The sequence below is a fragment of the Pseudomonadaceae bacterium SI-3 genome (genome assembly GCA_004010935.1).
Taxonomy (GTDB): domain Bacteria; phylum Pseudomonadota; class Gammaproteobacteria; order Pseudomonadales; family Pseudomonadaceae; genus Stutzerimonas.
This window is the reverse complement of the sequence record CP026511.1, coordinates 112,481-134,135: the sequence shown is the minus strand read 5'-3', so window position 1 is coordinate 134,135 and position 21,655 is coordinate 112,481. Positions and strand designations below refer to the sequence as shown.

Annotated in this window: 22 protein-coding genes; 4 read left to right on the top strand and 18 right to left on the bottom strand. The window is 62.6% G+C overall.

Annotated features, from left to right (window positions below):
- Nucleotides 1-10: 10 nt before the first annotated feature.
- The gene (locus C1896_00655; protein AZZ43566.1) at nt 11-592 is read right to left on the bottom strand and encodes a hypothetical protein; all 582 of its coding nucleotides are present in this window, start codon (nt 590-592) and stop codon (nt 11-13) included.
- Nucleotides 593-597: 5 nt separating this feature from the next.
- Nucleotides 598-1,305, bottom strand: coding sequence for an SURF1 family protein (locus tag C1896_00650; GenBank protein ID AZZ43565.1), 708 nt, complete (start codon nt 1,303-1,305; stop codon nt 598-600).
- Between the two features lie 82 nt (nt 1,306-1,387).
- Between C1896_00650 and C1896_00645 the strand changes: the two genes are divergently transcribed.
- Nucleotides 1,388-1,591 (top strand): twin transmembrane helix small protein, encoded by a 204-nt coding sequence (locus C1896_00645; protein ID AZZ43564.1) that lies wholly within the window; start codon nt 1,388-1,390, stop codon nt 1,589-1,591.
- A gap of 5 nt (nt 1,592-1,596) precedes the next feature.
- Here the strand turns inward: C1896_00645 and C1896_00640 are convergent, their stop codons facing one another.
- The 11 genes from C1896_00640 to C1896_00590 all read right to left on the bottom strand — a co-directional run bounded on the left by C1896_00640 (nt 1,597) and on the right by C1896_00590 (nt 12,693).
- Entirely contained in the window at nt 1,597-2,496 is a 900-nt protein-coding gene (locus tag C1896_00640) for a cytochrome c oxidase subunit 3 (protein AZZ43563.1), read from the bottom strand.
- Entirely contained in the window at nt 2,493-3,074 is a 582-nt protein-coding gene (locus C1896_00635) for a cytochrome c oxidase assembly protein (GenBank protein ID AZZ43562.1), read from the bottom strand. The genes C1896_00640 and C1896_00635 overlap by 4 nt, the downstream gene beginning before the upstream one ends.
- Nucleotides 3,075-3,347: 273 nt before the next feature.
- On the bottom strand, nt 3,348-4,976 hold the full coding sequence (gene ctaD / locus C1896_00630) for a cytochrome c oxidase subunit I (protein ID AZZ43561.1): 1,629 nt from the start codon (nt 4,974-4,976) through the stop codon (nt 3,348-3,350).
- 12 nt (nt 4,977-4,988) lie between these two features.
- Complete coding sequence (coxB, locus tag C1896_00625) at nt 4,989-6,122, bottom strand: cytochrome c oxidase subunit II (GenBank protein AZZ43560.1); 1,134 nt, start codon at nt 6,120-6,122, stop codon at nt 4,989-4,991.
- Nucleotides 6,123-6,334: 212 nt separating this feature from the next.
- On the bottom strand, nt 6,335-6,589 hold the full coding sequence (locus C1896_00620; GenBank protein AZZ43559.1) for a hypothetical protein: 255 nt from the start codon (nt 6,587-6,589) through the stop codon (nt 6,335-6,337).
- 114 nt (nt 6,590-6,703) lie between these two features.
- Nucleotides 6,704-7,768: a radical SAM protein gene (locus tag C1896_00615; protein ID AZZ43558.1), complete on the bottom strand. Its 1,065-nt coding sequence runs from the start codon at nt 7,766-7,768 to the stop codon at nt 6,704-6,706.
- 213 nt (nt 7,769-7,981) lie between these two features.
- A complete protein-coding gene (locus C1896_00610) occupies nt 7,982-8,752 on the bottom strand; it encodes a hypothetical protein (GenBank protein ID AZZ43557.1) in 771 nt (256 codons plus the stop codon).
- Between the two features lie 17 nt (nt 8,753-8,769).
- Nucleotides 8,770-9,051 (bottom strand): DNA-binding protein, encoded by a 282-nt coding sequence (locus C1896_00605; GenBank protein AZZ43556.1) that lies wholly within the window; start codon nt 9,049-9,051, stop codon nt 8,770-8,772.
- On the bottom strand, nt 9,048-11,096 hold the full coding sequence (locus tag C1896_00600) for an oligopeptidase A (GenBank protein ID AZZ43555.1): 2,049 nt from the start codon (nt 11,094-11,096) through the stop codon (nt 9,048-9,050). Before C1896_00600 ends, C1896_00605 begins: the two co-directional genes overlap by 4 nt.
- A gap of 124 nt (nt 11,097-11,220) precedes the next feature.
- Nucleotides 11,221-11,406, bottom strand: coding sequence for a hypothetical protein (locus tag C1896_00595; GenBank protein ID AZZ43554.1), 186 nt, complete (start codon nt 11,404-11,406; stop codon nt 11,221-11,223).
- A gap of 294 nt (nt 11,407-11,700) precedes the next feature.
- Nucleotides 11,701-12,693, bottom strand: a complete 993-nt coding sequence (locus C1896_00590) for a bile acid:sodium symporter (protein ID AZZ43553.1) — start codon at nt 12,691-12,693, stop codon at nt 11,701-11,703.
- A gap of 85 nt (nt 12,694-12,778) precedes the next feature.
- Between C1896_00590 and C1896_00585 the strand changes: the two genes are divergently transcribed.
- The 3 genes from C1896_00585 (at nt 12,779) to C1896_00575 (ending at nt 15,158) form a co-directional block, all read left to right on the top strand.
- Nucleotides 12,779-13,600, top strand: a complete 822-nt coding sequence (locus C1896_00585; GenBank protein AZZ43552.1) for an AraC family transcriptional regulator — start codon at nt 12,779-12,781, stop codon at nt 13,598-13,600.
- 34 nt (nt 13,601-13,634) lie between these two features.
- Nucleotides 13,635-14,177: a gamma carbonic anhydrase family protein gene (locus tag C1896_00580; protein ID AZZ43551.1), complete on the top strand. Its 543-nt coding sequence runs from the start codon at nt 13,635-13,637 to the stop codon at nt 14,175-14,177.
- Nucleotides 14,178-14,513: 336 nt separating this feature from the next.
- Nucleotides 14,514-15,158 carry an HAD family hydrolase gene (locus C1896_00575; GenBank protein AZZ43550.1) on the top strand — a complete coding sequence of 215 codons (645 nt, stop codon included), beginning with the start codon at nt 14,514-14,516 and terminating at the stop codon, nt 15,156-15,158.
- Between the two features lie 6 nt (nt 15,159-15,164).
- Here the strand turns inward: C1896_00575 and C1896_00570 are convergent, their stop codons facing one another.
- The 5 genes from C1896_00570 to C1896_00550 all read right to left on the bottom strand — a co-directional run bounded on the left by C1896_00570 (nt 15,165) and on the right by C1896_00550 (nt 21,425).
- Nucleotides 15,165-17,054 carry a hypothetical protein gene (locus tag C1896_00570; protein AZZ47461.1) on the bottom strand — a complete coding sequence of 630 codons (1,890 nt, stop codon included), beginning with the start codon at nt 17,052-17,054 and terminating at the stop codon, nt 15,165-15,167.
- Nucleotides 17,055-17,471: 417 nt separating this feature from the next.
- The gene (locus C1896_00565) at nt 17,472-18,443 is read right to left on the bottom strand and encodes an IS110 family transposase (GenBank protein ID AZZ43549.1); all 972 of its coding nucleotides are present in this window, start codon (nt 18,441-18,443) and stop codon (nt 17,472-17,474) included.
- Between the two features lie 312 nt (nt 18,444-18,755).
- Nucleotides 18,756-19,337 (bottom strand): alpha/beta hydrolase, encoded by a 582-nt coding sequence (locus C1896_00560; GenBank protein ID AZZ43548.1) that lies wholly within the window; start codon nt 19,335-19,337, stop codon nt 18,756-18,758.
- 178 nt (nt 19,338-19,515) lie between these two features.
- On the bottom strand, nt 19,516-20,238 hold the full coding sequence (locus C1896_00555) for a ferritin Dps family protein (protein ID AZZ43547.1): 723 nt from the start codon (nt 20,236-20,238) through the stop codon (nt 19,516-19,518).
- An 11-nt stretch (nt 20,239-20,249) separates the two neighbouring features.
- Nucleotides 20,250-21,425: a hypothetical protein gene (locus tag C1896_00550; protein ID AZZ43546.1), complete on the bottom strand. Its 1,176-nt coding sequence runs from the start codon at nt 21,423-21,425 to the stop codon at nt 20,250-20,252.
- Nucleotides 21,426-21,655 lie beyond the last annotated feature (230 nt).

Here is a 21,655-nt window from a genome sequence, read left to right as displayed (position 1 = left end):
GTGCCTTGGATCAACCGATCTGGGAAATTTTCAGCAGGTACTTGAGGTCGTCGAGGATCGCCTTGCCATTGGCTTTGCTGTCATAGCGCAGCACCAGATTGCCGTGCGGGTCGACAATCCACAGCTGTGCGCCATCCGGTAGATCAGGATTTGCGCCGTATACGTTGGGATCCAGGGAGTAGCGTTGCAGCTGTGGATACTCGCGTTGCAAACGCTGGACGTAATCGGCCGCTAAAGGCTGAGCACTGGCGATGGCGTGGCTGGCCCGACCGGCTTCGCGGGCCAGGCCGATGTTGATTTGCCGAGCCAGATAGACCAGCTGCTGGCAGTCTTCGGCACAGCCATCCGGCGCCGTAACCAGCAGTTCCCAGCGCGGCTCGGCGGCGACCGGCGCGTTGATACCCAGGGCGTCGCGGCCTTGCCCAGTAGCGACCAGGGCGCCGTCATAGGTGCGGGTTTCAGGCACCCAGAAACCGAAGCGGTACATCGCGCTTGCCAGCAGCATGGGGCCAATCACAACGGCGAAGATCAGCAGCAGTTGCAAACGCCCCCGGCGCCGTTGCGCCGGTGCAGGCTTATAGGTCGGATTCATCGCGGTCACTGCTTGCTCCCCCGTGCCTGATGCACGCCGAAGTAGATGAACAACGCCAGCAATGCCGCTGCCAGCGCAAACCATTGCACTGCATAGCCGACGTGCTGCTGCGGCTGCATGAAGGTCACCGGCCAATCGGCGCGATACGCTGCCGGGCCCGGTTCCAGCCGCAGCTGATATTTGATGCCGTCACGGTCGAGCAACTGCCAGATGTCCTCAACCTCGACGTGGTTGATCAGCCGCGGCCAGCCTTCGGCCATGCGTCGGTTGAGAATGAACGGCTCGCCTGACGGCGCGTACACCCACGCAGACAGCTTCAGGGGACGATCCGGGGTGTCGAATTTCGGTGGGATGCGCCGGTCCGGCCAGGGCAGCCAGCCGCGGTTGACCAACACCCAGCGGCCGCTGGGCTGATCCTGAAACGGCTGCAGCAGTTCGACGCCGACCCGGCCGTCGCGGGTGCGGCTATCCAGCAGGAAGCTGTGCTCAGCGTCGAAGCTGCCCTGCAAGTTAATGCGCGCGTAGGCGGGGTCCTGGAGAGTTTCGATCTGCTCCGGCCCCAATGGCGCTGCGGCTTCGCGTGCCTCCTGACGCGCCAGCATGTCGCGCTTCTGGTCGGCGCGTTCCAGCTGCCAGAAACCCAGCCAGACCAGAAATGGCAACAGGCACAGCACCACAAGTGTAGGTATGACGCCCGGCTTGAAGCCGCTCATACCCGGCCCCGCGGCGTATTGATCCGGCTGGCTATACTGCACCCCCACTTACCCCCAGTCACCTGTCACGGCGGACCCGCTCATGCTCAAGGCGGCGATTGTTCTGTTATTAGTAGCCACACTGGTCAGTCTGTTCAGTGGTCTGTTCTTTCTCGTCAAGGATGAGGGCCGTACATCACGTGTGCTCACGGCCCTCTTCGTTCGCGTCTCCCTCACCGCAATGACTGTCGCCCTGATTGCATGGGGCTTTTATAGCGGGCAGTTGCAGCCCGGTTTTGGCGCCTGATCGTGCTAGATCACGTAAACGAAAACGAACAGGCCAATCCACACCACATCCACGAAATGCCAGTACCAGGCTGCAGCCTCGAAGCCGAAATGCTGCTCAGGTGTGAAATGGCCGCGAAAGCTGCGTACCAGCATGACCGTCAGGATGATCGCGCCCATCGTCACGTGGGCACCGTGGAAGCCCGTGAGCATGAAGAAGGTTGCGCCGTAGATGCCCGAGCCCAGCGTCAGCCCAAGCTCGGTATAGGCGTGGATGTACTCCTCGATCTGCAGGACCAGGAAGGCCGCGCCCAGCAGAACGGTCAGGCCCAGCCCAAGCTTGAGCTGCTTGCGGTTGCCCTTGCGCAGAGCGTGATGAGCCCAGGTCAGGGTGAAGCTGGACGTCACCAGCAGGATGGTGTTGATCAGCGGCAGCCCCCAGGGGCTGATGGTGCCGGACGGCGCGGGGTAGAACCTCGGGTCCGGGTTGTTCAGCAGCGGCCAGCTGTACTCGAAGTTCGGCCAGAGCATGGCGCTGACGCCCTTGTCACCGTCACCGTCGAGCCAGGGGCCGACCCAGTAGCGGATGTAGAACAACACCCCGAAGAAGGCGAGAAAGAACATCACCTCGGAAAAGATGAACCAGCTCATGCCCCAGCGGAACGAGCGATCCATCTGCGCGCTGTAGAGGCCTGCTCGACCTTCACGGACGACTGCTCCAAACCAGCCGAACATCATGTAGGCGATCAGCAGTGCGCCGACAAAGAAGATCACCGGCCCGCTGATCTCGTCGCGACCGGCCTTGAGGTCATTGAACCAGCTGCCCAGGCCGAACACGGTGGTCAGCAGCGCCACGGTCCCGACGATTGGCCATTTGCTCTGGGCGGGGACGTAATAATTCTCGTGCGTGGTGGTCTGTTGGCTCATTGCAGACTCTCCTTGGCCACCACCAAAGACGCCTGGGAAACGGCGGCGACGGGAGGTTGGCGAGACGTGATGTCGAACAGGGTGTAAGCGAGCGTCAGGTGACGCACATCCGCAGGCAGATCACGGTCGACGATGAAACGCACCGGCATTTCGATGCGCTCACCGGGTTGCAGCACTTGCTGGGTAAAGCAGAAGCATTCGGTCTTGTGAAAAAATGCCGCGGCCTTGGACGGCGACACGCTGGGCACCGCCTGGGCGGTCATCGGTTTGTCCGTCGGGTTGTAGGCGATGAAACGCATTTCACGACTGGCGCCGGGATGAACACTGAGCTGGTCAGCCACCGGCTTGAATTCCCAGACCATCCCTGACGCGTTGGTGGCAAGAAATTGAACCCGCACCTCGCGGTCTTCATCCACCGTCTGCACCCCTTGGTAGGCCCCCGCCGTCTTGCCGTTGATGCCGAACGCCTTGCACATGACGTCGTAGATCGGCACCAGGGCGAAGCCGAAGGCGAACATCGCCACGACCAACAGCAGCAGTCGGCGTACCAGGCGGGGTATGGGCAAGGCATCGCTCATGGCACCCGCCTCGTACAGAGCTTTTCGTCAGGCGCCGCCTCACCCTGTTCATAACCACTCCGGTGGGCTGAAGCCCACCCTACCGGGCCGCTATGGCGTGCTGAAGCGGAGCGCTGACCGGCCCCTCCGGATTTCTGGTAATGCCAGGCGCCATGTAGGGTGGGCTTCAGCCCACCAACGGCACCACCTACCTCGCGTCCAATAGCCACGGCGCAGCCCGTCGAGGCCACCCGAAGCCCAGCCTCCGGCCTCCAACCTTTAGCGGCTTGTGCCCTAATCATCCTTGGGCCCCGTGCGGTGTTCGTGGAGTTGATACATGTCCGGCGGGACACTGAAGGTGTGGTACGGCGCCGGTGACGGCACGCTCCACTCCAGACCCTCTGCACCGTCCCAGGGCTTGGCTGCGGCAGCCGGGCCGCCGCGGATGCACTTGATGACGATGAACAGGAACAGCAACTGGGTTGCGCCGAACATGAACGCGCCGATGCTCGAAACCATGTTGAAGTTGGCGAACATCATGTTGTAGTCCGGGATCCGCCGCGGCATGCCGGCTAGCCCAACGAAGTGCATCGGGAAAAACGCCAGGTTCATGCCGATGAAGCTCATCCAGAAATGCAGCTTGGCCAGGGTTTCGTCGTACATGTGGCCAGTCCACTTCGGCAGCCAGTAGTAGGCCGAAGCGAAGATGCCGAAGATCGCACCCGGCACCAGTACGTAGTGGAAGTGCGCCACCACGAAGTATGTGTCGTGGTACTGGAAGTCCGCCGGGGCGATGGCCAGCATCAATCCGGAAAAGCCGCCGATGGTGAAGAGAATGACGAAGGCCACGGCGAACAGCATCGGCGCCTCGAAGGACAGCGACCCCCGCCACATCGTCGAGACCCAGTTGAACACCTTCACCCCAGTGGGCACCGCGATCAGCATGGTGGCGTACATGAAGAACAACTCGCCAGTCAGCGGGATGCCGACGGTGAACATGTGGTGCGCCCAGACGATGAACGAGAGGAAGGCGATCGCCGCGGTGGCGTAGACCATCGAGGTGTAGCCGAACAACGGTTTGCGCGAGAACGCCGGGATGATCGAGCTGACCGCGCCGAATGCCGGCAGGATCATGATGTATACCTCGGGATGGCCGAAGAACCAGAACACGTGCTGGAACAGAACCGGGTCGCCGCCACCGGCCGCGCTGAAGAAACTGGTGCCGAAGTGGATGTCCATCAGCATCATGGTCACCACGCCCGCCAGTACCGGCATTACCGCAATCAGCAGGAAAGCGGTGATCAGCCAGGTCCAGACGAACAGCGGCATCTTCATCAGCGTCATGCCCGGTGCACGCAGGTTGAGGATGGTGGCGACCACGTTGATTGCCCCCATGATCGAGCTGATACCCATCAGGTGAATGGCAAAGATGAAGAAGGTCACCGACTCAGGTGCATAGGTGGTCGACAGCGGCGCGTAGAAGGTCCAGCCGAAGTTAGGCCCCCCGCCCTCCATGAACAGCGTGCTGACCAGCAACCCGAACGCGGCGGGCAACAGCCAGAAACTGAAGTTGTTCATCCGCGGCAGGGCCATGTCCGGCGCGCCGATCATCAGCGGGATCATCCAGTTGGCCAGGCCGACGAAGGCCGGCATCACCGCGCCGAAGACCATGATCAGGCCGTGCATGGTGGTCATCTGGTTAAAGAATTCCGGCTGCACGATCTGCAAGCCCGGCTGGAACAGCTCGGCGCGGATCACCATCGCCATCGAGCCGCCCAGCAGGAAGGCACAGAAGCTGAACCACAGGTACATCGAACCGATGTCCTTGTGATTGGTGGTCAGCAGCCAGCGTGAGAGCCCCTTGGCCGGGCCGTGGTGATGGTCATGCCCGGCATGACCATGATCGTCGATCACTGCACTCATCGCCTGATCCTCTTACTGGGTGGCTTCTTCGGCCTGTTTGAAGACGAGCACGTCTTTCGGCGTGACCATGTCACCCGTATCGTTGCCCCACGCGTGGCGCTCGTAGGTCACCACTGCGGCGATGTCGACTTCCGACAGCTGCGGGCCGAAGGCCGGCATCGAGGTACCCGGTGAGCCTTTCACAACGATGCTGATGTGGTTTTCCGCTTCACCCGTGGCGATCGGTGAGCCCTTGAGTGCGGGGAACATCGGCGGCAGCCCTTCGCCTGAAGCCTGGTGACAGGCGGCACAGTTGGTCTGGTAGACCTTCTCGCCACGTGCGGTCAGCTCTTCGAGCGTCCACTCCTTGCTGGTAAGTTCGGCAAGCTTGGCAGCTTCGGCCTTCTTCTCGCCGAGCCAAGTGGCGTAGTCCTCCTGGGATTTGACCTCCACCACCACCGGCATGAAGCCGTGGTCCTTGCCACAGAGTTCGGTGCACTGGCCCCGGTAGATGCCAGGCTGGTCGACTCGGGTCCAGGACTCGTTGATGAAACCCGGAATGGCATCCTTCTTCACTGCCAGATCCGGCACCCACCAGGAATGGATGACGTCTGCCGCAGTAATCAGAAAGCGCACCTTGGCGCCGACTGGAATCACCAGCGGCTCGTCCACTTCCAGCAGGTAGTGCTCGCCCTTGGGCGCCAGGTTGTTGATCTGTTCACGCGGGGTGGTGAGGTTGCTGAAGAATTCGACGTCTTCACCCAGGTACTTGTAGTGCCACTTCCACTGATAGCCAGTGATCTGGATATCCACGTCCGATTCGCTGGAGTCGTAGATGTGGATCAGCGTGCGGGTGGCCGGTACCGCCATGGCGACGAGGATCAGCAACGGAATGATGGTCCAGAGCACCTCGACCTTGGTGTTTTCGTGGAAGTGCGCCGATTGCAGCCTCTTGGAGCGGCGGTGGGCAAACATCGACCAGAACATCACCGCGAATACCAGCACGCCGATGATCACGCAGATCCAGAAGATGGTCATGTGCAGATTGAAAACGGAGTGGCTGACCTCGGTGGCACCGGGGCGCATATTCACTTCCCAGGCCGCGTGGGCCTGGCTGAATAGCGAACACAATCCAATCCCCATCCAGGCTCGTGGATGTCGCGACATTGCGGGTTCCCCTTATGGTTCTTGTTATCCCGCCGACCGCCTGTCCGGCCGCAGAGCAGCGCAAAACGCTCGCTACGACAGCCTGACCACGCTCCGATCTGGCTCCCCCCAATTCCTGGTTGCCAGTCCTCGCTTTGCACGCGCAGTCGGATTCAATCGGTACGCTTACGATCGGAGTATAGACAGCGATCCGAGACTGGCAATTTAGTCGATCAAACGCTGGCCTCTGCCTCCGCGGAATGGTCGTTCTTCTTCACCCCTCGGATATTCATCAGCGCCAGGCACACCTGCAGCGTGATCAACGCCCAGGCCTCGGCATACCAGCCCCAGATGACCCAGAGCAGGTTGCTGAGCAGAAAGCACCAGAACCCCACCGTTCGCCGTTGCGGTTTGAGCGAGCCGATCAGCCACGCTGCCAACACCGTGACCACCATTGCCGGCCATTGCAGAAGATCGATCCAGTCCACCTTGCCTCCAGATGCGAATGCGCGCCGGACCATACCGGCGCCGCAGCGATATCTGGATTGGTGCGCCGAGCGCTTCGTATAGTTCCGGTGAACTGCCCTACGGCCCGGTCCTGACTAGAGCAGATTCATCTGCTGCCCGGGGGGAGCGAAGCGACTGCAATCGAGCCCGTAGTTCTGATCACGACGGTTGTAGCCCAGCCGCTTACAGGCTAGCTGAAAGCGCTGCGCCAGCAATTGCGCGAACTGTCCTTCTCCACGCATGCGGCTGCCGAAACGGCTGTCGTAATCCTTGCCGCCGCGCGACTGCCGTACCAGGCTCATGACGTGAGCGGCACGTTGCGGGAAATGCTCCTGCAGCCATTCGTCGAAGAGCGTGGCGACTTCGTGAGGCAACCGCAGCAGCACGTAGCCAGCCGAGCGCGCGCCGGCCTCCCGCGCGGCTTCGAGCATGCGCTCCAGCTCCATGTCGTTGATCATCGGAATCATCGGCGCGCACATCACGCTGACCGGCACACCCGCCTCATGCAGGGTGCGCAACACCCGCAGCCGCGCCGAAGGCGACGCCGCGCGCGGCTCCATGAAGCGTTTGAGCTCATCGTCCAGCGTGGTCAGGCTGACCGAGACGCTGACCAGTCGCTGCTCGGCCAGCGGCACCAGCAGATCCAGGTCACGCAGCACCAGCGAGCCCTTGGTGATGATGTGCACGGGATGCTTGAAGCGCAGGAGGATCTCCAGCGCACGGCGGGTCAGCTGTTGTTCGCGTTCGATGGGTTGATACGCATCGGTGTTGACGCCCAGCGCAATGGGCTGGGGCACGTAGCCCGGCTTGCTCAGCTCCTGCTCAAGGCGCTCGGCCAGGTTGGTCTTGGCGATCAGCCGCGTCTCGAAATCGATCCCCGGCGACATGTCCCAATAGGCATGGCTGGGCCGCGCAAAACAGTAGATGCAGCCGTGCTCACAGCCGCGATAGGGATTGACCGAGCGGTCGAAGCCAACGTCCGGCGACTGGTTGCGGGTCAGCACGCTCTTGGCCGTCTCGAACCGTACCTCGGTGGCGCGGGTAAGCGGCACGTCCTGTTCCCAGCCGTCGTCATACGCCTCGCTAGTGGTCGGGGCGAAACGATTATCCGGGTTGATCGCGGTGCCGCGGCCGCGCGGCGTGCTTTTCGGCGGGAACATTGAAGGCTCCGAAATACTGTATATAGATACAGTATCAGAATACGACAAAGCCTCTGCAATGTCGCCGCACCGCCCGTCGCGTAGCGTGGATCGCGCCTTGTCGCTCCACCGCCCCGCGAGCGACCGGTGATGTCTCATGCAGGAGCGATCGTGGATGTAAAAAGCGGCATCTACCCTAGGTCAGGCGACAAACCCCAAGCCCACCGGCGGACGTCACATGTCTGAAGCGCGGCGCACCTGCACTTGGCTGTACTCGGCTTCAGCTGCGTCGCTGAGCTCAATGACACCATGTTTCGCCAGCTCACGGGCGCGCCAATAGAGGAACAGGTCAGTCGCGAAGAAGCCGTCGCAATGGCCCATCACCTCCGCCATGGCGCGGGCGAGCGGCATCCAGTCATTGCCGCAGGCCGTCAGCAGCTCACTGTCGATCCGCGAGTGGTCTTCACCGACGAAACGCCCGTCGACCCAGCGGCGTATCGCTGCGCTCTCTTCGACAGCGGCCCGCCATTGACCAGCGAGTTCGGCGATGCGAGCAGGCGCAACGAGGCGAGGTTGGTAGAGCGCTGCCAGGGCATCCGGCGCACGCATCGACACCGCCATGCGTGTACCGACTCGGCTGTCACCGGTGCCGCAGGCGACCTCATGTAGCGGTATCGCTGAGCCTTCCAGAGCGGCCGCCACCCGCGCCAACATCAGCTGTTCGGAGGCGCTGTCGCCATGCCAGACGGTTATTTGCCGCCGCTGATCGGGCAGTCGCGCCAGCCACTCGGCGTCGCTGGCAATGCCGGAGAAATCCGGTCGGGGCTCCAGCCCGATAGGCCAGACACCTTCCCAGAACGCCATGCGTGTCTTGCACGGTGGTGATTCGATATCCGCGAGCGGCCCGACCGCCAAGTCGTCGCGCAGAACGCGGAGCTCATTGCCCTCGGCCAGCAGTTGCCGGACGCTGTCGGCGGCGAGATCGCCACAGGTGATATGCCACATGGCGATGCTCCAGTCGGTCAGTCGGGTTTTTTCTTCAGCTTCGGGTTGGGGAAGAACTGCACCGCCTGCACCTGCGGATCAGCCGCCTTCGGCTTGGCCTTGTTAACCCGCGTCCCCAGTTCCGAGGGCACCGACTGGCCCTGGGCGTTGAGGGTGTCGGCGTAGCCGCACTCCACGCATTCGCGGTGGGGAACGCCGTCGACGTCCCACATCTTGATGCTGTCACTGGCGCTGCACGCCGGGCACACGGCACCGGCGATGAAGCGCTTGGTGGTGGTTACACTCTGCTCGTCGCTCATGCCACTTCCTCGGTCAAACCTAGATGACGCAGCAGCGCGTCGGTAGATGGCTCGCGGCCGCGGAAGTCAACGAACAGCACCATGGGCTCCTGCGAACCACCGCGCGCCAGAATGGCGTCGCGGAAGGCACGGCCCGTATCGGCGTTGAACACGCCCTCCTCTTCGAAACGCGAGAAGGCGTCTGACGACAGCACCTCGGCCCACTTGTAGCTGTAGTAACCGGCTGCATAACCGCCGGAAAAGATGTGCGCGAAGCTGTTGGGGAAGCGGTTGCTGGCCGGCGGACGCATCACCGAGACTTCGTCGCGGATGCTTTCCAGCACCTGGAGCACGCTACGGCCATCGCCATGGGTGGCATGCAGTTCGAAGTCGAACAGCGAGAATTCCAGCTGGCGCACCATCATCAGGCCGGACTGGAAGTTCTTCGCCGCCAGCATTTGGTCCAGCTTGTCCTGAGGCAGGCGCTCGCCCGTCTGATAGTGCCCGGAGATCCACGCAAGGCCTTCCGGCTCCCAGCACCAGTTCTCCATGAACTGGCTCGGCAGCTCCACCGCATCCCAGGCCACGCCGTTGATGCCCGAGGCGCCGGCATGTTCGACCTGGGTCAGCAGGTGATGCAGGCCGTGGCCGAACTCATGGAACAGCGTGGTGACTTCATCATGGGTCAGCAGCGCCGGGCGCTCGCCCACCGGCGGCGTGAAGTTGCAGACCAGGTTGGCCACCGGCGTCTGCAACGTGCCCAGGCAGGTGCGGCGCTTATCGCGCGCGCCATCCATCCAGGCACCGCCGCGCTTGTTCGGTCGCGCATAGAGGTCGAAGAAGAAACGCCCGACGTGCTCGCCCTTCTCGCGAATTTCGAACAGGCGAACGTCCGGGTGCCAGCTGTCGAAGTCTTCCAGCTCGTGAATCTCGATGCCGTACAGGCGCTTGACGATGGCGAACAGGCCGGACAGGACCTTATCCACCGGGAAGTAGGCACGCAGCTCTTCCTGGCTCAGGCTGTAACGGGCCTGGCGCAGCTTCTCGCCAAAGTAATTGACGTCCCAGCTCTGCAGGTCGGTAACGCCCTGCTCGGCGGCGAAGGCGCGCAGCTCCTTGAGGTCACGCTCGGCGAAGGGTTTGCTGCGCTTGGCCAGATCTCGCAGGAAGCCCAGCACCTGATCGGTGCTCTCGGCCATCTTGGTGGCCAGCGACAGCTCGGCGTAATTGCCGAAGCCCAGCAGCTTGGCCAGTTCCTGACGCAGGTCGAGGATCTGCTCCATCACCGGGCCGTTGTCGAACTGACCGGCGTTCGGTCCCTGATCGGAGGCGCGGGTGGAATAGGCGACATAGACCTCTTCGCGCAGAGCACGGTTGTCGGCGTAGGTCATCACGGCGAAGTAGCTGGGGAATTCCAGGCTGATCAGCCAGCCGTCTAGCTCTTTGGCTTTGGCGGCCTCCGCCATCTGCGTCTTGGACGAATCGGTGATGCCAGCCAGCAGGCTTTCGTCGGTGACGTGCTTGGTCCAGGCCTGGGTGGCGTCGAGCAGCTGGTTGGAAAAGGTGCTGCCCAGCTCGGCGAGCTTCATGCGGATCGCGCCGAAGCGCTGCTGTTCGGCGGGCGGCAGATCAATGCCGGACAGACGGAAGTCGCGCAGCGCGTGTTCGAGAATGGTCTTCTGCGCCACGTCGAAGCCGTCTGCTTCGGGGCTGAGCGACAACGCCTGGTAGGCCGCGAAGAGGTCAGCGTTCTGGCCCAGCTCGGTGGCGTAGGCGGACAGCTTCGGCAGGCAGGCCTCATAGGCGCTGCGCAGTTCAGCGTTGTTGCGCACGGCATTGAGATGGCTGACCGGGCCCCAGGCACGACTGAGGCGCTCGTTCATTTCGTCCAGGCCCACCACCAGGGTGCTCCAGTCGAGGCTTTCGGCCGGGCGGCTGAGCAACTCCTGCAAGGCGACACGGTTGTCACCGAGGACGGCGTCCACCGCCGGCTCGACGTGCTCGGGTCGGATCTCGGAATAAGGCGGCAGGTCGAATTCCCGAAGCAGCGGGTTGGTATCGGTCACGGCATTTGCCCCTTTTTGAATAAGTGATCAGCTGAGCATGTTAAAGACAATTGCCCGACCGCGCAGCCAGCAAACGGATCGATAGCGTGGCGCTATGGATAACGAAACCGCAGGGTCTATACGATCAAGAATGCGCGCCGCCACGCGGCATCATCGAACCCGCCTCGCCCACGCCGAGTGGCTGCTTAACTGCGACGGTATCCTGCAGCGCGGGTTCCCGCCGCACAGCTTCTGTAGGAGCGAGCTTGCTCGCGATCAAAAGTATGCAGCGTCCGGCAGCGTTGTGTTCCGCCACCGCGGACGCCAGCAAGGGTTGGACATCCCCCTGGCTCCTACATATTGCAACGGGGCGCGCCGGATAGCGGAGCCAGGTGGCGCCAAAGAAGCTGCCATTGCGAAGGTCTCCTGCAACGCGGTCCCCCGCCGCACAGCTCCTGTAGGAGCGAGCTTGCTCGCGATCAAAGGTGTGCGGCTTCCGGCAGCGTCGTGTTCCGAACGCGGATCGCAGTCCTCCTTGGCTCCTACGGGTTCAAAGTTGCTGCGGTGTGGATCCGCAGCAAGCGGGCACCCATGTATTGCAGTGGATGCGTGCCCGATAGCGGCTCTACTGAGCCGCAGGCGACTCCACGGGCAGCTCGGGACGGCGCGCGTAGCGCTGCGCCAGCACTGTGCAGACCATCAGCTGGATCTGATGAAAGATCATCAGCGGCAGGATGATCATGCCCACCGCGCTGGTGGCGAACAGCACCTGGGCCATCGGCACGCCAGTGGCCAGGCTCTTCTTCGAGCCGGCGAATAGGATGGTGATGCGGTCTTCGAGGTTGAAGCCAAACACCTTGGCCAGCACGCTGGTCAGCCACAGGACGATTGCCAGCAACAGGCAGCAGGCGACCACCAGCCCCATCAAATGGCCCAGCGGCACAATCTGCCAGAGGCCATCGACCACCGCGCCGCTGAACGCGGTGTAGACCACCAGCAGGATGGAACTTTGATCGACGGTCTTCAGCCAGGTCTTGTTGCGCGCGACCCAGGCGCCGATCCAACGCCGTGCGACCTGCCCCGCGATGAAGGGCACCAGCAACTGCAGAACGATCTTGCCGATGGAATCCAGCGTCGAGCCGCTCTCACCTTCGACGCCCATGAGCAACAGCACCAGTAGCGGCGTGAGGAAGATGCCGATCAGGCTGGATGCGGCAGCACTGCAGATCGCCGCCGGGACGTTGCCGCGCGCCAGTGAAGTGAAGGCGATGGCCGATTGCACCGTAGCCGGCAGCGCACAGAGGTAGAGCATGCCCAGGTACAACTCGTCGCCGACCATCGGCGTCAACACCGGCTTGAGCGCCAGCCCCAGCAGCGGAAACATGACGAAGGTGCAGGCGAAGACCAGCAGGTGCAGGCGCCAGTGGCCGGCGCCAGCGAGGATGGCCTCACGGGACAATTTGGCGCCGTGCATGAAGAACAACAGCGCGATAGCGGCCGCCGTCAGCCACTCGAAGAACACCGCACCTCGGCCTTCGCAGGGAAACACCGTGGCGATGGCGACCACCGCCAGCAAGGCGAGCGTGAAGTTATCGAAGAGGATGCGGAGCTTGGCCATGAACACTATTCCTTAGGGCTTGCGGGTAACTGGAATCGACCTTAACGTGGGCGCAACCTTCCGACTAACGCCAAGCAGGCACGAAATGTCGCCAATCGGACAAGAAGCCGCATTGATCACCCGCCTGGGCGAACTCAAAGCACTGCCGCGACCCGTCTATGGACAGCTCGACTCGCCGCCCAACCTCAAGCTTGGCTACCGTCACGCCCATCCCTGGGTGCAGCTGTCCCATGCGGTCGAGGGTGTGCTCGAGGTGCGCACCGACAGCGGCCGCTTCATTGCGCCGCCGCTGCGCGCAGTATGGATTCCCGCCGGCATCACCCATCAGGTGTTCTGCGCGCCGGACACCTGCATTCGCAGCCTGTACATCGATCGCAGCGTGGTCAGCCATGCGCCGGAGCATTGCCGCGTGCTGCAGGTGAGCCCCTTGTTGCGCGAGCTGATCCGACATTTCAGCACGCTGCCTGAAGCCTATGCCGAGGACGGCGCCGAAGGTCGTCTGGTACAGGTGCTGCTGGACCAGCTGGGATCCGCCCCGGAAGTCGAGCTGGTCCTGCCGCTGCCGACCGAGCCGCGCCTGCATCGGCTGTGCAAGAGTCTGCAGGCGCAACCGGAGTCGCAGGAAGGGCTGGCTGACTGGAGCCGAATCCTGGGGGTCTCGGAACGCACCCTGAGCCGCTTGTTCCTCCGCGAAACCGGGTTGACCTTCCGCGCCTGGCGCCAGCGCTTGCGGCTGCTCAGCGCACTACCGGCACTCGAGCGAGGCGAGCGAGTCACCGACGTCGCGCTGGGCTGCGGCTATGAATCCCTGTCGGCCTTCATCGCGGCCTTTCGCGAACAATTCGGCGCCACCCCAGGCGAATTCTTCCGGCCCGGCAGCAGTTCAGCCGCTGGGCCTGTCCACTAGAAACCGCCCAATCTTCGAGCTAGAGGAGCAACTCATGAGCATCCGAACCTACCAGGGCCACACGCCCACCTTGGGCGAGCGTGTCTTCGTCGACCCCAGCGCGGTGCTTATCGGCGATATCGAGATCGGCGCGGACAGCTCGGTCTGGCCACTCACCGTGATCCGCGGCGATATGCACCGCATCCGCATCGGCACGCGTAGCAGCATCCAGGACGGCAGCGTCCTGCACATCACCCACGCCGGCCCCTTCAACCCGGACGGCTTCCCGCTGACCATCGGTGACGAGGTGACGGTCGGGCACAAGGTCACCCTGCATGGCTGCACGCTGGGCAGTCGCATCCTGGTGGGGATGGGGTCCATCGTGATGGATGGCGCGGTGGTCGAGGACGAGGTGATCATTGGCGCTGGCAGCCTGGTGCCGCCGGGCAAGACCCTGCAGAGCGGCTACCTCTACGTCGGCAGCCCGGCGAAACAAGCCCGCCCGCTGACCGAGAAGGAGCGCAGCTTTTTCAGCTATACCGCGGGTAACTACGTGAAGCTGAAGGATCAGCATCTGGAGCAGGCGTACGCTGACTGATGTGTTCGCAGCGGATAGCCAGCAAGCTGGCTCCTACGAAAGGCAGTGCCATGCTCGCGCCTCTGTCCGGGGCCCTGCGACTCTGGCGTGGTTGCTGATCCAATCCGGGATCGAATTCCAGATTTCGCAGAGAATTGGTGATCCGTAGGAGCCAGCTTGCTGGCGATCATGGCGAGGTTCAACGAAACATCCCGCTAAGACGCCTCAATGCGCTCCCCGCTGATCCACTGCGCCGAGCCCACGCTTGCCGGGGGGCTAGGTTGCCGGAGCTCGGGTTTGCCGGCCGCGCGCCGAGTGCGGGACAATCGGCGGCCACCTAGCAGCCGGCTCGACTTCATGCATCATTCGACCATCCTCTTCGACCTCGACGGCACCCTCACCGATCCGCGCGAGGGCATCACCCGCTCGATCCAGCATGCGCTGGCCAAGCTCGGCATCGACGAGCCGGATCTGACCAAGCTCGAGCCCTTCATCGGGCCGCCGCTGCTGCAAGCCTTCATGGAGTTCTATGGCTTCGACGAAGCGCGCGCCTGGGAAGCGGTGGGGCATTACCGCGAGCGGTTCAAGACGGTCGGCCTGTACGAGAACCTGCTATTCGACGGCGTATTGGAGATGCTCGAGCACCTGCGCGGTCAGGGTCGGACGCTCTATGTTGCGACCTCGAAACCCTCGGTGTTCGCCCGCGAGATCGCCCGGCATTTTGCCTTCGATCACCATTTCAAGGTCATCTACGGCAGTGAGCTGGACGGCACCCGCACAAACAAGGTCGAGCTGATTGCCCACCTGATCACCGAAGAAAGGCTCGATCCCGAACACACCTTGATGATCGGCGACCGCAAGCACGACCTGATCGGCGCACACCGCAACGGCTTGCAGGCGGTCGGCGTGGGCTACGGCTTTGGCAGCCACGCCGAGCTGATGGCCGAGTCCCCGGCCTACTACTACGCGACCCTGCCAGCGCTGCGGGCTGCGTTCAGCTGATGCACGCTACTCGCGTTCAGGCGCAAAGGTCACCGGGGGCGAGCCGTCGGCGTTGATCTGCTCCACCCGTGCCGGGCGACCTTCCGCATCCAGGCGGACGCGCCCGATCCCCGAGCCGTTCCACAACCGCTCACCGGACCGGCTGCGGCTGGGCAGCCACGGTTGGACTCGCACGCGGCGGCGTTTGGTGAACCAGTTCAACGGCGAGCGCGGTGAATACAGCCAGCGATTGAGGCGATCGAACAGGTCCAACAGACGGCGTGGAAATTCGTTCTTCACCCCGCTGCTGGTGATCTGCCAAATCTTCGGCCCTTCCGCCCGCCCGCGTACATGTACCTCGTAGGCGAAGGAGTAATGCACGTCACCGGAGAGGACAACGTAGTTGCCCGGCGTGCGGGTGTGACGAAAGATGTTGAGCATGACCTGGGCGGCGCCGCGGTGCGCCATCCAGTTTTCCGCATCGACCAGCAGGGAAAGCCCGGCCCAGCTGAACACGCGCTGGACAGTCTCGATCAGCTTGACGCCGAACATCGGCGCCGGCGAGACGATGACTACCGAGCGATGGTCGAGGATGTGCTGTTGCAGATCGGTGAGTGCCTCCCAATCCATCAGGCCCGAAGGCCGACTCAGGTTGCGCTCGTTGCGCCAGCGTCGGGTGCGGGTGTCGAGCACCACCAGCGCCGGTTCGCTGGCGATGACATAGCCCCAATCACCGCGCTTCAACACCTCGTCCACCACTTGATCATGCAGCGCACAGTCGAGCTGGCCGTCCTCGCCGCTTGCCAACAATGCCTCGACCGTCTGCAACGACGTGACACAGGCATCCGGTGCATTGCCCCAGGCCTGGCACAGCAAATAACCCAGCAGCGCATTACCGATGATGCGCCGTGAGAAGGGATGGCCGTAGGCGGTCTCCTCCCAGCGCGCACTGAGGTTCCAGTCATCGGTGATGTCGTGGTCGTCGAAGATCATCAGCGACGGCAGATGTGCCAGTCCGCGTGCCACCTGCGGCAACCCCTGGCGGAACGCGTCGATGCACTCGGCTTCGCGGGCGTAGCGCTGGGCCATATCCTCGTCCAGCGGCGGCGCCTGTAGCTCGATCAGCGTCCAGGGCACCGGTGACCAGACCAGCAGGTACATGGCCAGGACTTCGCCCAACGTCACCAGATGGTTGTGCGCGCTGGAGGTGGTGAATACCGGTTTCTCGACGCCACCGAAGAAGCGCTCGCGCAGCGCCTCGTTGGATTTGAACGCCGGCAGCAGTTCGGCGCGCCGGTAATAGGTGGCCGGGTGCGCCATCAGCTCTTCGCTGTTGGCCACGGTCGCGCCCTCCAGGCATTCGCCGTATAGCCCGAGCCGGCGGATCAGCGCATGGATGGCGACCAGCATTGGGCCCGCCACATCATCGGCGTACACCTGATCTCCGGTCATCAGCAGCGCGGCCGGCCAGCGCTCGGGCGCGTGGCGTACATCCTTGATCAGCGAATCGACGGTCACCAGCCCATCCGACGACGCGTGATGGGGCTTGCGACAGGAGCCGTGCAGTAGATCGTCATAGCGCGAGCGGACGACGAAGGCCGGCCGGTCGCAGCCTTCGTGGATCAGGTGCGGCGCCCATTGAGCGATGCCCCGCTCGACGCCCTGTCCGCTGATTAGCAGGTCGTATTCGATCAGTCGGTCGACCGGCAGCGGCGTCTCGAGGTGGACATCAATCAGATGCAGCCAGGCCGAGGTGCCGATGCGCAGACGACGGCAGGCCTCCCCTTCCAATGCCAGCAAACGCGACGCGTCACCTTCGGGCTGCAACATCAGGCGCAATGACAGGGGCTCACGGGCCACCAGCCAGAGCACCAGCCGCCCCGCGTCGAGCCGGCGCAGCATGGGCCCGGCAAGCACAAGGGGAAGGGATGCAGCGGTGTCGGATGGTGCGGAGCTGGGCATGCAACTGCTCAATGGCGGCGGTGGAGCATGAGAGTGTAACGAATGACGCCGGTTCGCCCTGGATTGAGGTCGAGTCGCTCGCTGGTGAGGCTGAGCCTTTGTAGGGGAATCGCGCTTCACCGGTCCGCCGAGCAGAGGCCAACGGTGGATAAAAAAGCGTCAGCCACCCTACGGTCGGGCTGCTCTATCTGAGGCTCAGCCTTTGTGGGGTGAATCGCGCTTCACCGGTCCACCGAGCAGTGGCCAACGGTGGATGAAAAAAACGTCATCTGCCCTTCGGGCTTTGCCAGCGCTGGGTTGCTTCCGTGCAAGTGGTGGGCTAAAGCCCACCCTGCTTGCTGAGGCTTGGGGTCGTAGATACCGTCTTCCCCATTACCGAGCAAGGGCCAGTTGAGGGTCGAAACGCTGGCCCGATTTAAGTACCCCATAGGCGATGTGCAGCAGCTTGCGCATCGCTGCACAGACGATTTGTTTTCCGGATTTTCCTTTTGCACTCAGACGCTCGCGTAGAGCACTAATGGCCGGGTTGTGTGTGAGCGAGCAGACCGCCGGCATGTAGAGCCCAGCCCTCAAGCGAGACGATCCTGTGCGGGATATGCGCGTCTGGCCTTTGTAGGAGCCAGACTCCTGAAGGCGGGGGTTCAGCCCGGCATAAGCGGTGATCGCGCGTGAGCTGGCGAAGCGTAACGGATCGCCCAGCTCAGCCAGCAACAGGGCTGCGGAACGATCGCCGATGCCATCAATGCTGGTCAGCAGGTCGCGTTTGTTGCGCAGGTCCGGGTCATCATCGATGTGGTCTCGGATCGCACGGAGCGTCTCTCCGATCTGCCGCTCGACATGGTGCAGCACTGAGTAGATTGAAGCCTGCACACTAGCGTCGGCCAGATCCAAGCGGTTGCGTTCCATTTGTTGGATCTCCTGCAGATCCTCCAAGCGCCGCACTAATGCTTTCAAGCGCCGGACGGCGGGAGGCTCAGGCTGCCAGGCCCGCAGATCGCTCTGGTGCCGCTCGCCATACTCAGCGATGAGTTTGGCGTCGACTTTGTCGGTCTTTACGCGCTGGAGCTGGCTTCGAGCGTAATAGGCGACCTGTGCAGGATTGAGCACGCAGACCTGATAGCCTTTATCGTGAAGCCAGGTCGCGAGCGCTTCATGGTAAGCGCCGGTCGCTTCCATCACGATCCAGGCTTGGGCATTGGCGTGCTTGAGCAGCCACTGCTGGAGCGCTTCGAAACCGGCCACCTCGTTAGGCAATTTGGCCTTGGTGCGGTACTTGCCATTGGGCTGCTGGGTGGCGATGTCGAACGTGCGTTTGGCGATATCGATGCCGATGACGCTGGGCATAAGAACTCCTCCTGCTGGTTCAGAAAGATCAATACTTCACTCAGCTCTACCTTGCTGATGCGAGCTCTCGCCGGAGGCGGGCTCTGGATACCGTTCGAGCTGTAAGAGTGAGTATGGAAGGCCGCAGCGCTATCTACGTCGCAGGCTCAAAGCCTAAGGGTGGATACGGCTTTCTGACCTTCCCCCGATGATCAGTCGGGAACTATCACCCCAACATAGCGTGGTAGTCGAGATACAAGGGTGGATCACGCTTCTTCGATCCACCGAGCAATGGCCAGGTGGATGAGAAGAGTTCCACCGATCTGAGCGCCATCAGGCGCGCCGTTGTTCCTGCTCGCTGATCAGCGTTTGCAGGCGATGGAGAAAGGCCAGCCCCTCCTCCCAGCGATGATGACCAGACTCCACGTTAATGTGCCCCACTCCACTGAGCACGGTCACTTCGCTGCCCCAGGCTTCACCCATGGCACGCGCCCGGTCGGCACTGGCGGCGGGATCGTTGTCGGACCCCACCAGCACGCTGGGAAATGGCAGCGGCACCAGGGGCAGCGGAGCGAAGTTGCGCAGTGGCTCAGGGCACCCCGGTCGCTCCACATCCGCAGGCGCGACCAGCAACACACCCTCAACGCACCGCAACGCCTCGGGCGACGCCTGCGCCACCCAGTGCGCGACGGTGGGACAGCCGAGGCTGTGCGCGATCAGCACCACCGGCGCTGATGCCGCGGCGATTCCGCGATGCAGTTCGGTCACCCAGTCGGGACGTTGCGGCTGCAGCCAGTCGGCCTGCTCAATGCGCTGACTGTTGGGCAGGGTGCGCTGCCAGTGGCTCTGCCAATGGTCCTCAGGCGAGCCATGCCAGCCGGGGACGATCAGATAGTGGAACGCTCCGCGCCGCATAGGATGGCCTCTCGATGGTCGCTGAGCGGCGAGTCTATCGCCCACAGAATCTTCACCATAAAGAATAAGAATTCATTTGCTTATGCACTAAAAAATGCATCGGAAGTGCCCGAGTGACGCTGTGCCCATAAAAAAGACGCGCCCTAAGGCGCGCCAAGGTTTGAAGCGCACGCAGTACTCATTGCACCTGGCTGAGCAGGTCCTTACGCAGGAGCGATTTGATCTGCACTACATGGTCGTCTTCCTGCGCCTTGGCCTTATGGAAGCCCTTGGCGATGCGTGGGTGACCACCGGCCTCGGCCAGCTCGATCAGCAGCTCCCAGGCAGCGTTGTCTTCGAGCTCCAGCGTCAGCAAGGCATTGATGCCCTGAGCAACATTCGTCCGCGGGTCGGTCAGCACCTGCATCACGCCCATGGACTTGACGCCGACGATGTCGGCACAGGGCGTTTGCGCAGTCGGGTCGGCACCGAGGGTTTCGATCGCTTCAGCGACCATGTTCATGTGCTCGAACTCTTCGTCACGGATGTGCTGCAGCACTTGGACCAGGTCCGATTGGGCGGTTTCGAGTCCCTTGGCCTTGGCGATCATGGCGTCATACATGCGCACGCCGCTGCGCTCGAAGGCCAGACGCTCGCCGAGCTTGTCCACCAGCAGCTCCGGGCTCTTGCCCAGCGCCATGTCGAAGGTGGACTTGAGCATGCCTTTGGCCGAACCCGGGACCGGCACCGAGCCGATGCGATCGGCTTCCTCGGCGCGGGACGTGCGTTCGAGCATCATGCCCTTGGAATCACCCGGAACGTCCGGTTGGATCTCGTTGACGGCATCGAGCAGGCGCTTGGTGTCCTTCGGGGACATCTGCACGCCGGTGAAATTGGTGCCCAGTTTTGCTGAAGTTGCCATGTCTGTTCTCCTCAGGAAGCCTTGCGCATCTGCATGAGTTCACCGCCCGGTGCCCATTGGTAACCGGCCGACACGATGTTCGAGGCGATGCCTTCGGAATTGAGCTGGGCCCGATAATCCAGGGAGTTCTGCGGCTCCTGGCTCTTGTCGACGTACTGGGTGCCGCTGGTGCGCAGGTTGACCTCGGCGGCAAGCACCTGGCGCACAAACTCACGCTGGCTCTTGAACTCGATCATCTTCGGTAATGGGCCGCCGAGAATCTCCGCCGGATCGCGACGCTCGATGTTCTTGAAGTGCTCACAGGCGATGTTCAGATGGCCCAGCTCGTAGTCGAGGAAGCGCTCCCACATGGCCTTGATGCGCGGGTTGGTTTCCTGCTCGGCGCAGCTGGCGTAGGCATAGACCTCCATCGCTTCGTGCACCAACCACTTCTCCATGAAGGATTCCTGGGGGTCGGCCAACGATCCGTACTGGGTGACGTGCTGCTCTTCGACCGACGCAATTTCGGCATACAGCTGACGTGCCAACGGATCGGCGAACAGCGGGCCGATGTTCATGTAGTAGTCGTGGGTCTGGTACTCAGCCGCGGTGATCATGGCCGCATGAATCTTGGTGATGAGATCCGCCTGCTCCTTGGTATAGCTTTCGCGCAGGTCATTGTCCGGATGACGGTGGTGCTCGGAGGTCTGCCGGCCTGGGACGATGTCGGTGTAGCCCTGCAGGATATTGTTCGCGTCCTTGCCTTCGAGGCGATCGAGCATGGCCGAGTAGCGATACAGGTGGTCGAAGTCTTCCAGCAGGCCGAAGCGGTAAGTCTGCGCCTGGTAGGGGTCCGGCTCGGTCTGGGCGACGGCTGCGGTAACTTCGATGGCGACCTGCTCGTAGGCGACGGTGGTTTCCAGCGGTGAATGGTCGGCGGAGATCAGCCAGTTGACCATGGTCGCCTGGTGTTGCTCGACTCGGCGGATCTCGGCGAGCGGGCCGCGCAGCTGGCCGGTGATGCGGGCGATGCCGTGCTTGAGGCGCAACGCATCGGTTTCGATCCCGTTCATCAGGATGATGCGCACGCGGGTGAAGGCGTCATCGTCGAGCTTGCTGATGGGCTTGCCCGCCATTTCCTTCCAGGTGAACTTCTGCTTATCGAGCGGCGTGCCCTTGTTGTCGAGAATGCCGGTTAGGTTGTCCATGGAGCCTCCGTTTGAACGGCTTGTATTGGTTCGGCGTACGAATCTGTACGGCCTAATCACGGGTCAGCTGAGCTGACGTCTTAAAAAAGGGACGGAGGCAAGCGGAAAAGAATTCCGTAGAACGTGAGGCGAACATGCAAAGAGTCGACAAGCGGCAGCAGCCAACCCCTTCGAACAGGCTCAGATGCAGCGAAGCGCAATCGGTCCCGAAACCTTGCCGCATCGGCGTT

Bases quoted from the DNA above. Each gene is read 5' to 3' on its own strand.
- C1896_00590 (AZZ43553.1), bottom strand. From the start codon at position 12,693: ATGGCCAAGCTCCGCATCCTCTTCGATAACTTCACGCTCGCCTTGCTG.
- C1896_00565 (AZZ43549.1), bottom strand. From the start codon at position 18,443: ATGCCCAGCGTCATCGGCATCGATATCGCCAAACGCACGTTCGACATC.
- C1896_00650 (AZZ43565.1), bottom strand. From the start codon at position 1,305: ATGAGCGGCTTCAAGCCGGGCGTCATACCTACACTTGTGGTGCTGTGC.
- C1896_00615 (AZZ43558.1), bottom strand. From the start codon at position 7,768: ATGTTCCCGCCGAAAAGCACGCCGCGCGGCCGCGGCACCGCGATCAAC.
- C1896_00635 (AZZ43562.1), bottom strand. From the start codon at position 3,074: ATGAGCGATGCCTTGCCCATACCCCGCCTGGTACGCCGACTGCTGCTG.
- ctaD (AZZ43561.1), bottom strand. From the start codon at position 4,976: ATGAGTGCAGTGATCGACGATCATGGTCATGCCGGGCATGACCATCAC.
- C1896_00640 (AZZ43563.1), bottom strand. From the start codon at position 2,496: ATGAGCCAACAGACCACCACGCACGAGAATTATTACGTCCCCGCCCAG.
- C1896_00560 (AZZ43548.1), bottom strand. From the start codon at position 19,337: ATGCGGCGCGGAGCGTTCCACTATCTGATCGTCCCCGGCTGGCATGGC.
- C1896_00645 (AZZ43564.1), top strand. From the start codon at position 1,388: ATGCTCAAGGCGGCGATTGTTCTGTTATTAGTAGCCACACTGGTCAGT.
- coxB (AZZ43560.1), bottom strand. From the start codon at position 6,122: ATGTCGCGACATCCACGAGCCTGGATGGGGATTGGATTGTGTTCGCTA.
- C1896_00555 (AZZ43547.1), bottom strand. From the start codon at position 20,238: ATGGCAACTTCAGCAAAACTGGGCACCAATTTCACCGGCGTGCAGATG.
- C1896_00575 (AZZ43550.1), top strand. From the start codon at position 14,514: ATGCATCATTCGACCATCCTCTTCGACCTCGACGGCACCCTCACCGAT.
- C1896_00580 (AZZ43551.1), top strand. From the start codon at position 13,635: ATGAGCATCCGAACCTACCAGGGCCACACGCCCACCTTGGGCGAGCGT.
- C1896_00655 (AZZ43566.1), bottom strand. From the start codon at position 592: ATGAATCCGACCTATAAGCCTGCACCGGCGCAACGGCGCCGGGGGCGT.
- C1896_00585 (AZZ43552.1), top strand. From the start codon at position 12,779: ATGTCGCCAATCGGACAAGAAGCCGCATTGATCACCCGCCTGGGCGAA.
- C1896_00605 (AZZ43556.1), bottom strand. From the start codon at position 9,051: ATGAGCGACGAGCAGAGTGTAACCACCACCAAGCGCTTCATCGCCGGT.
- C1896_00550 (AZZ43546.1), bottom strand. From the start codon at position 21,425: ATGGACAACCTAACCGGCATTCTCGACAACAAGGGCACGCCGCTCGAT.
- C1896_00610 (AZZ43557.1), bottom strand. From the start codon at position 8,752: ATGTGGCATATCACCTGTGGCGATCTCGCCGCCGACAGCGTCCGGCAA.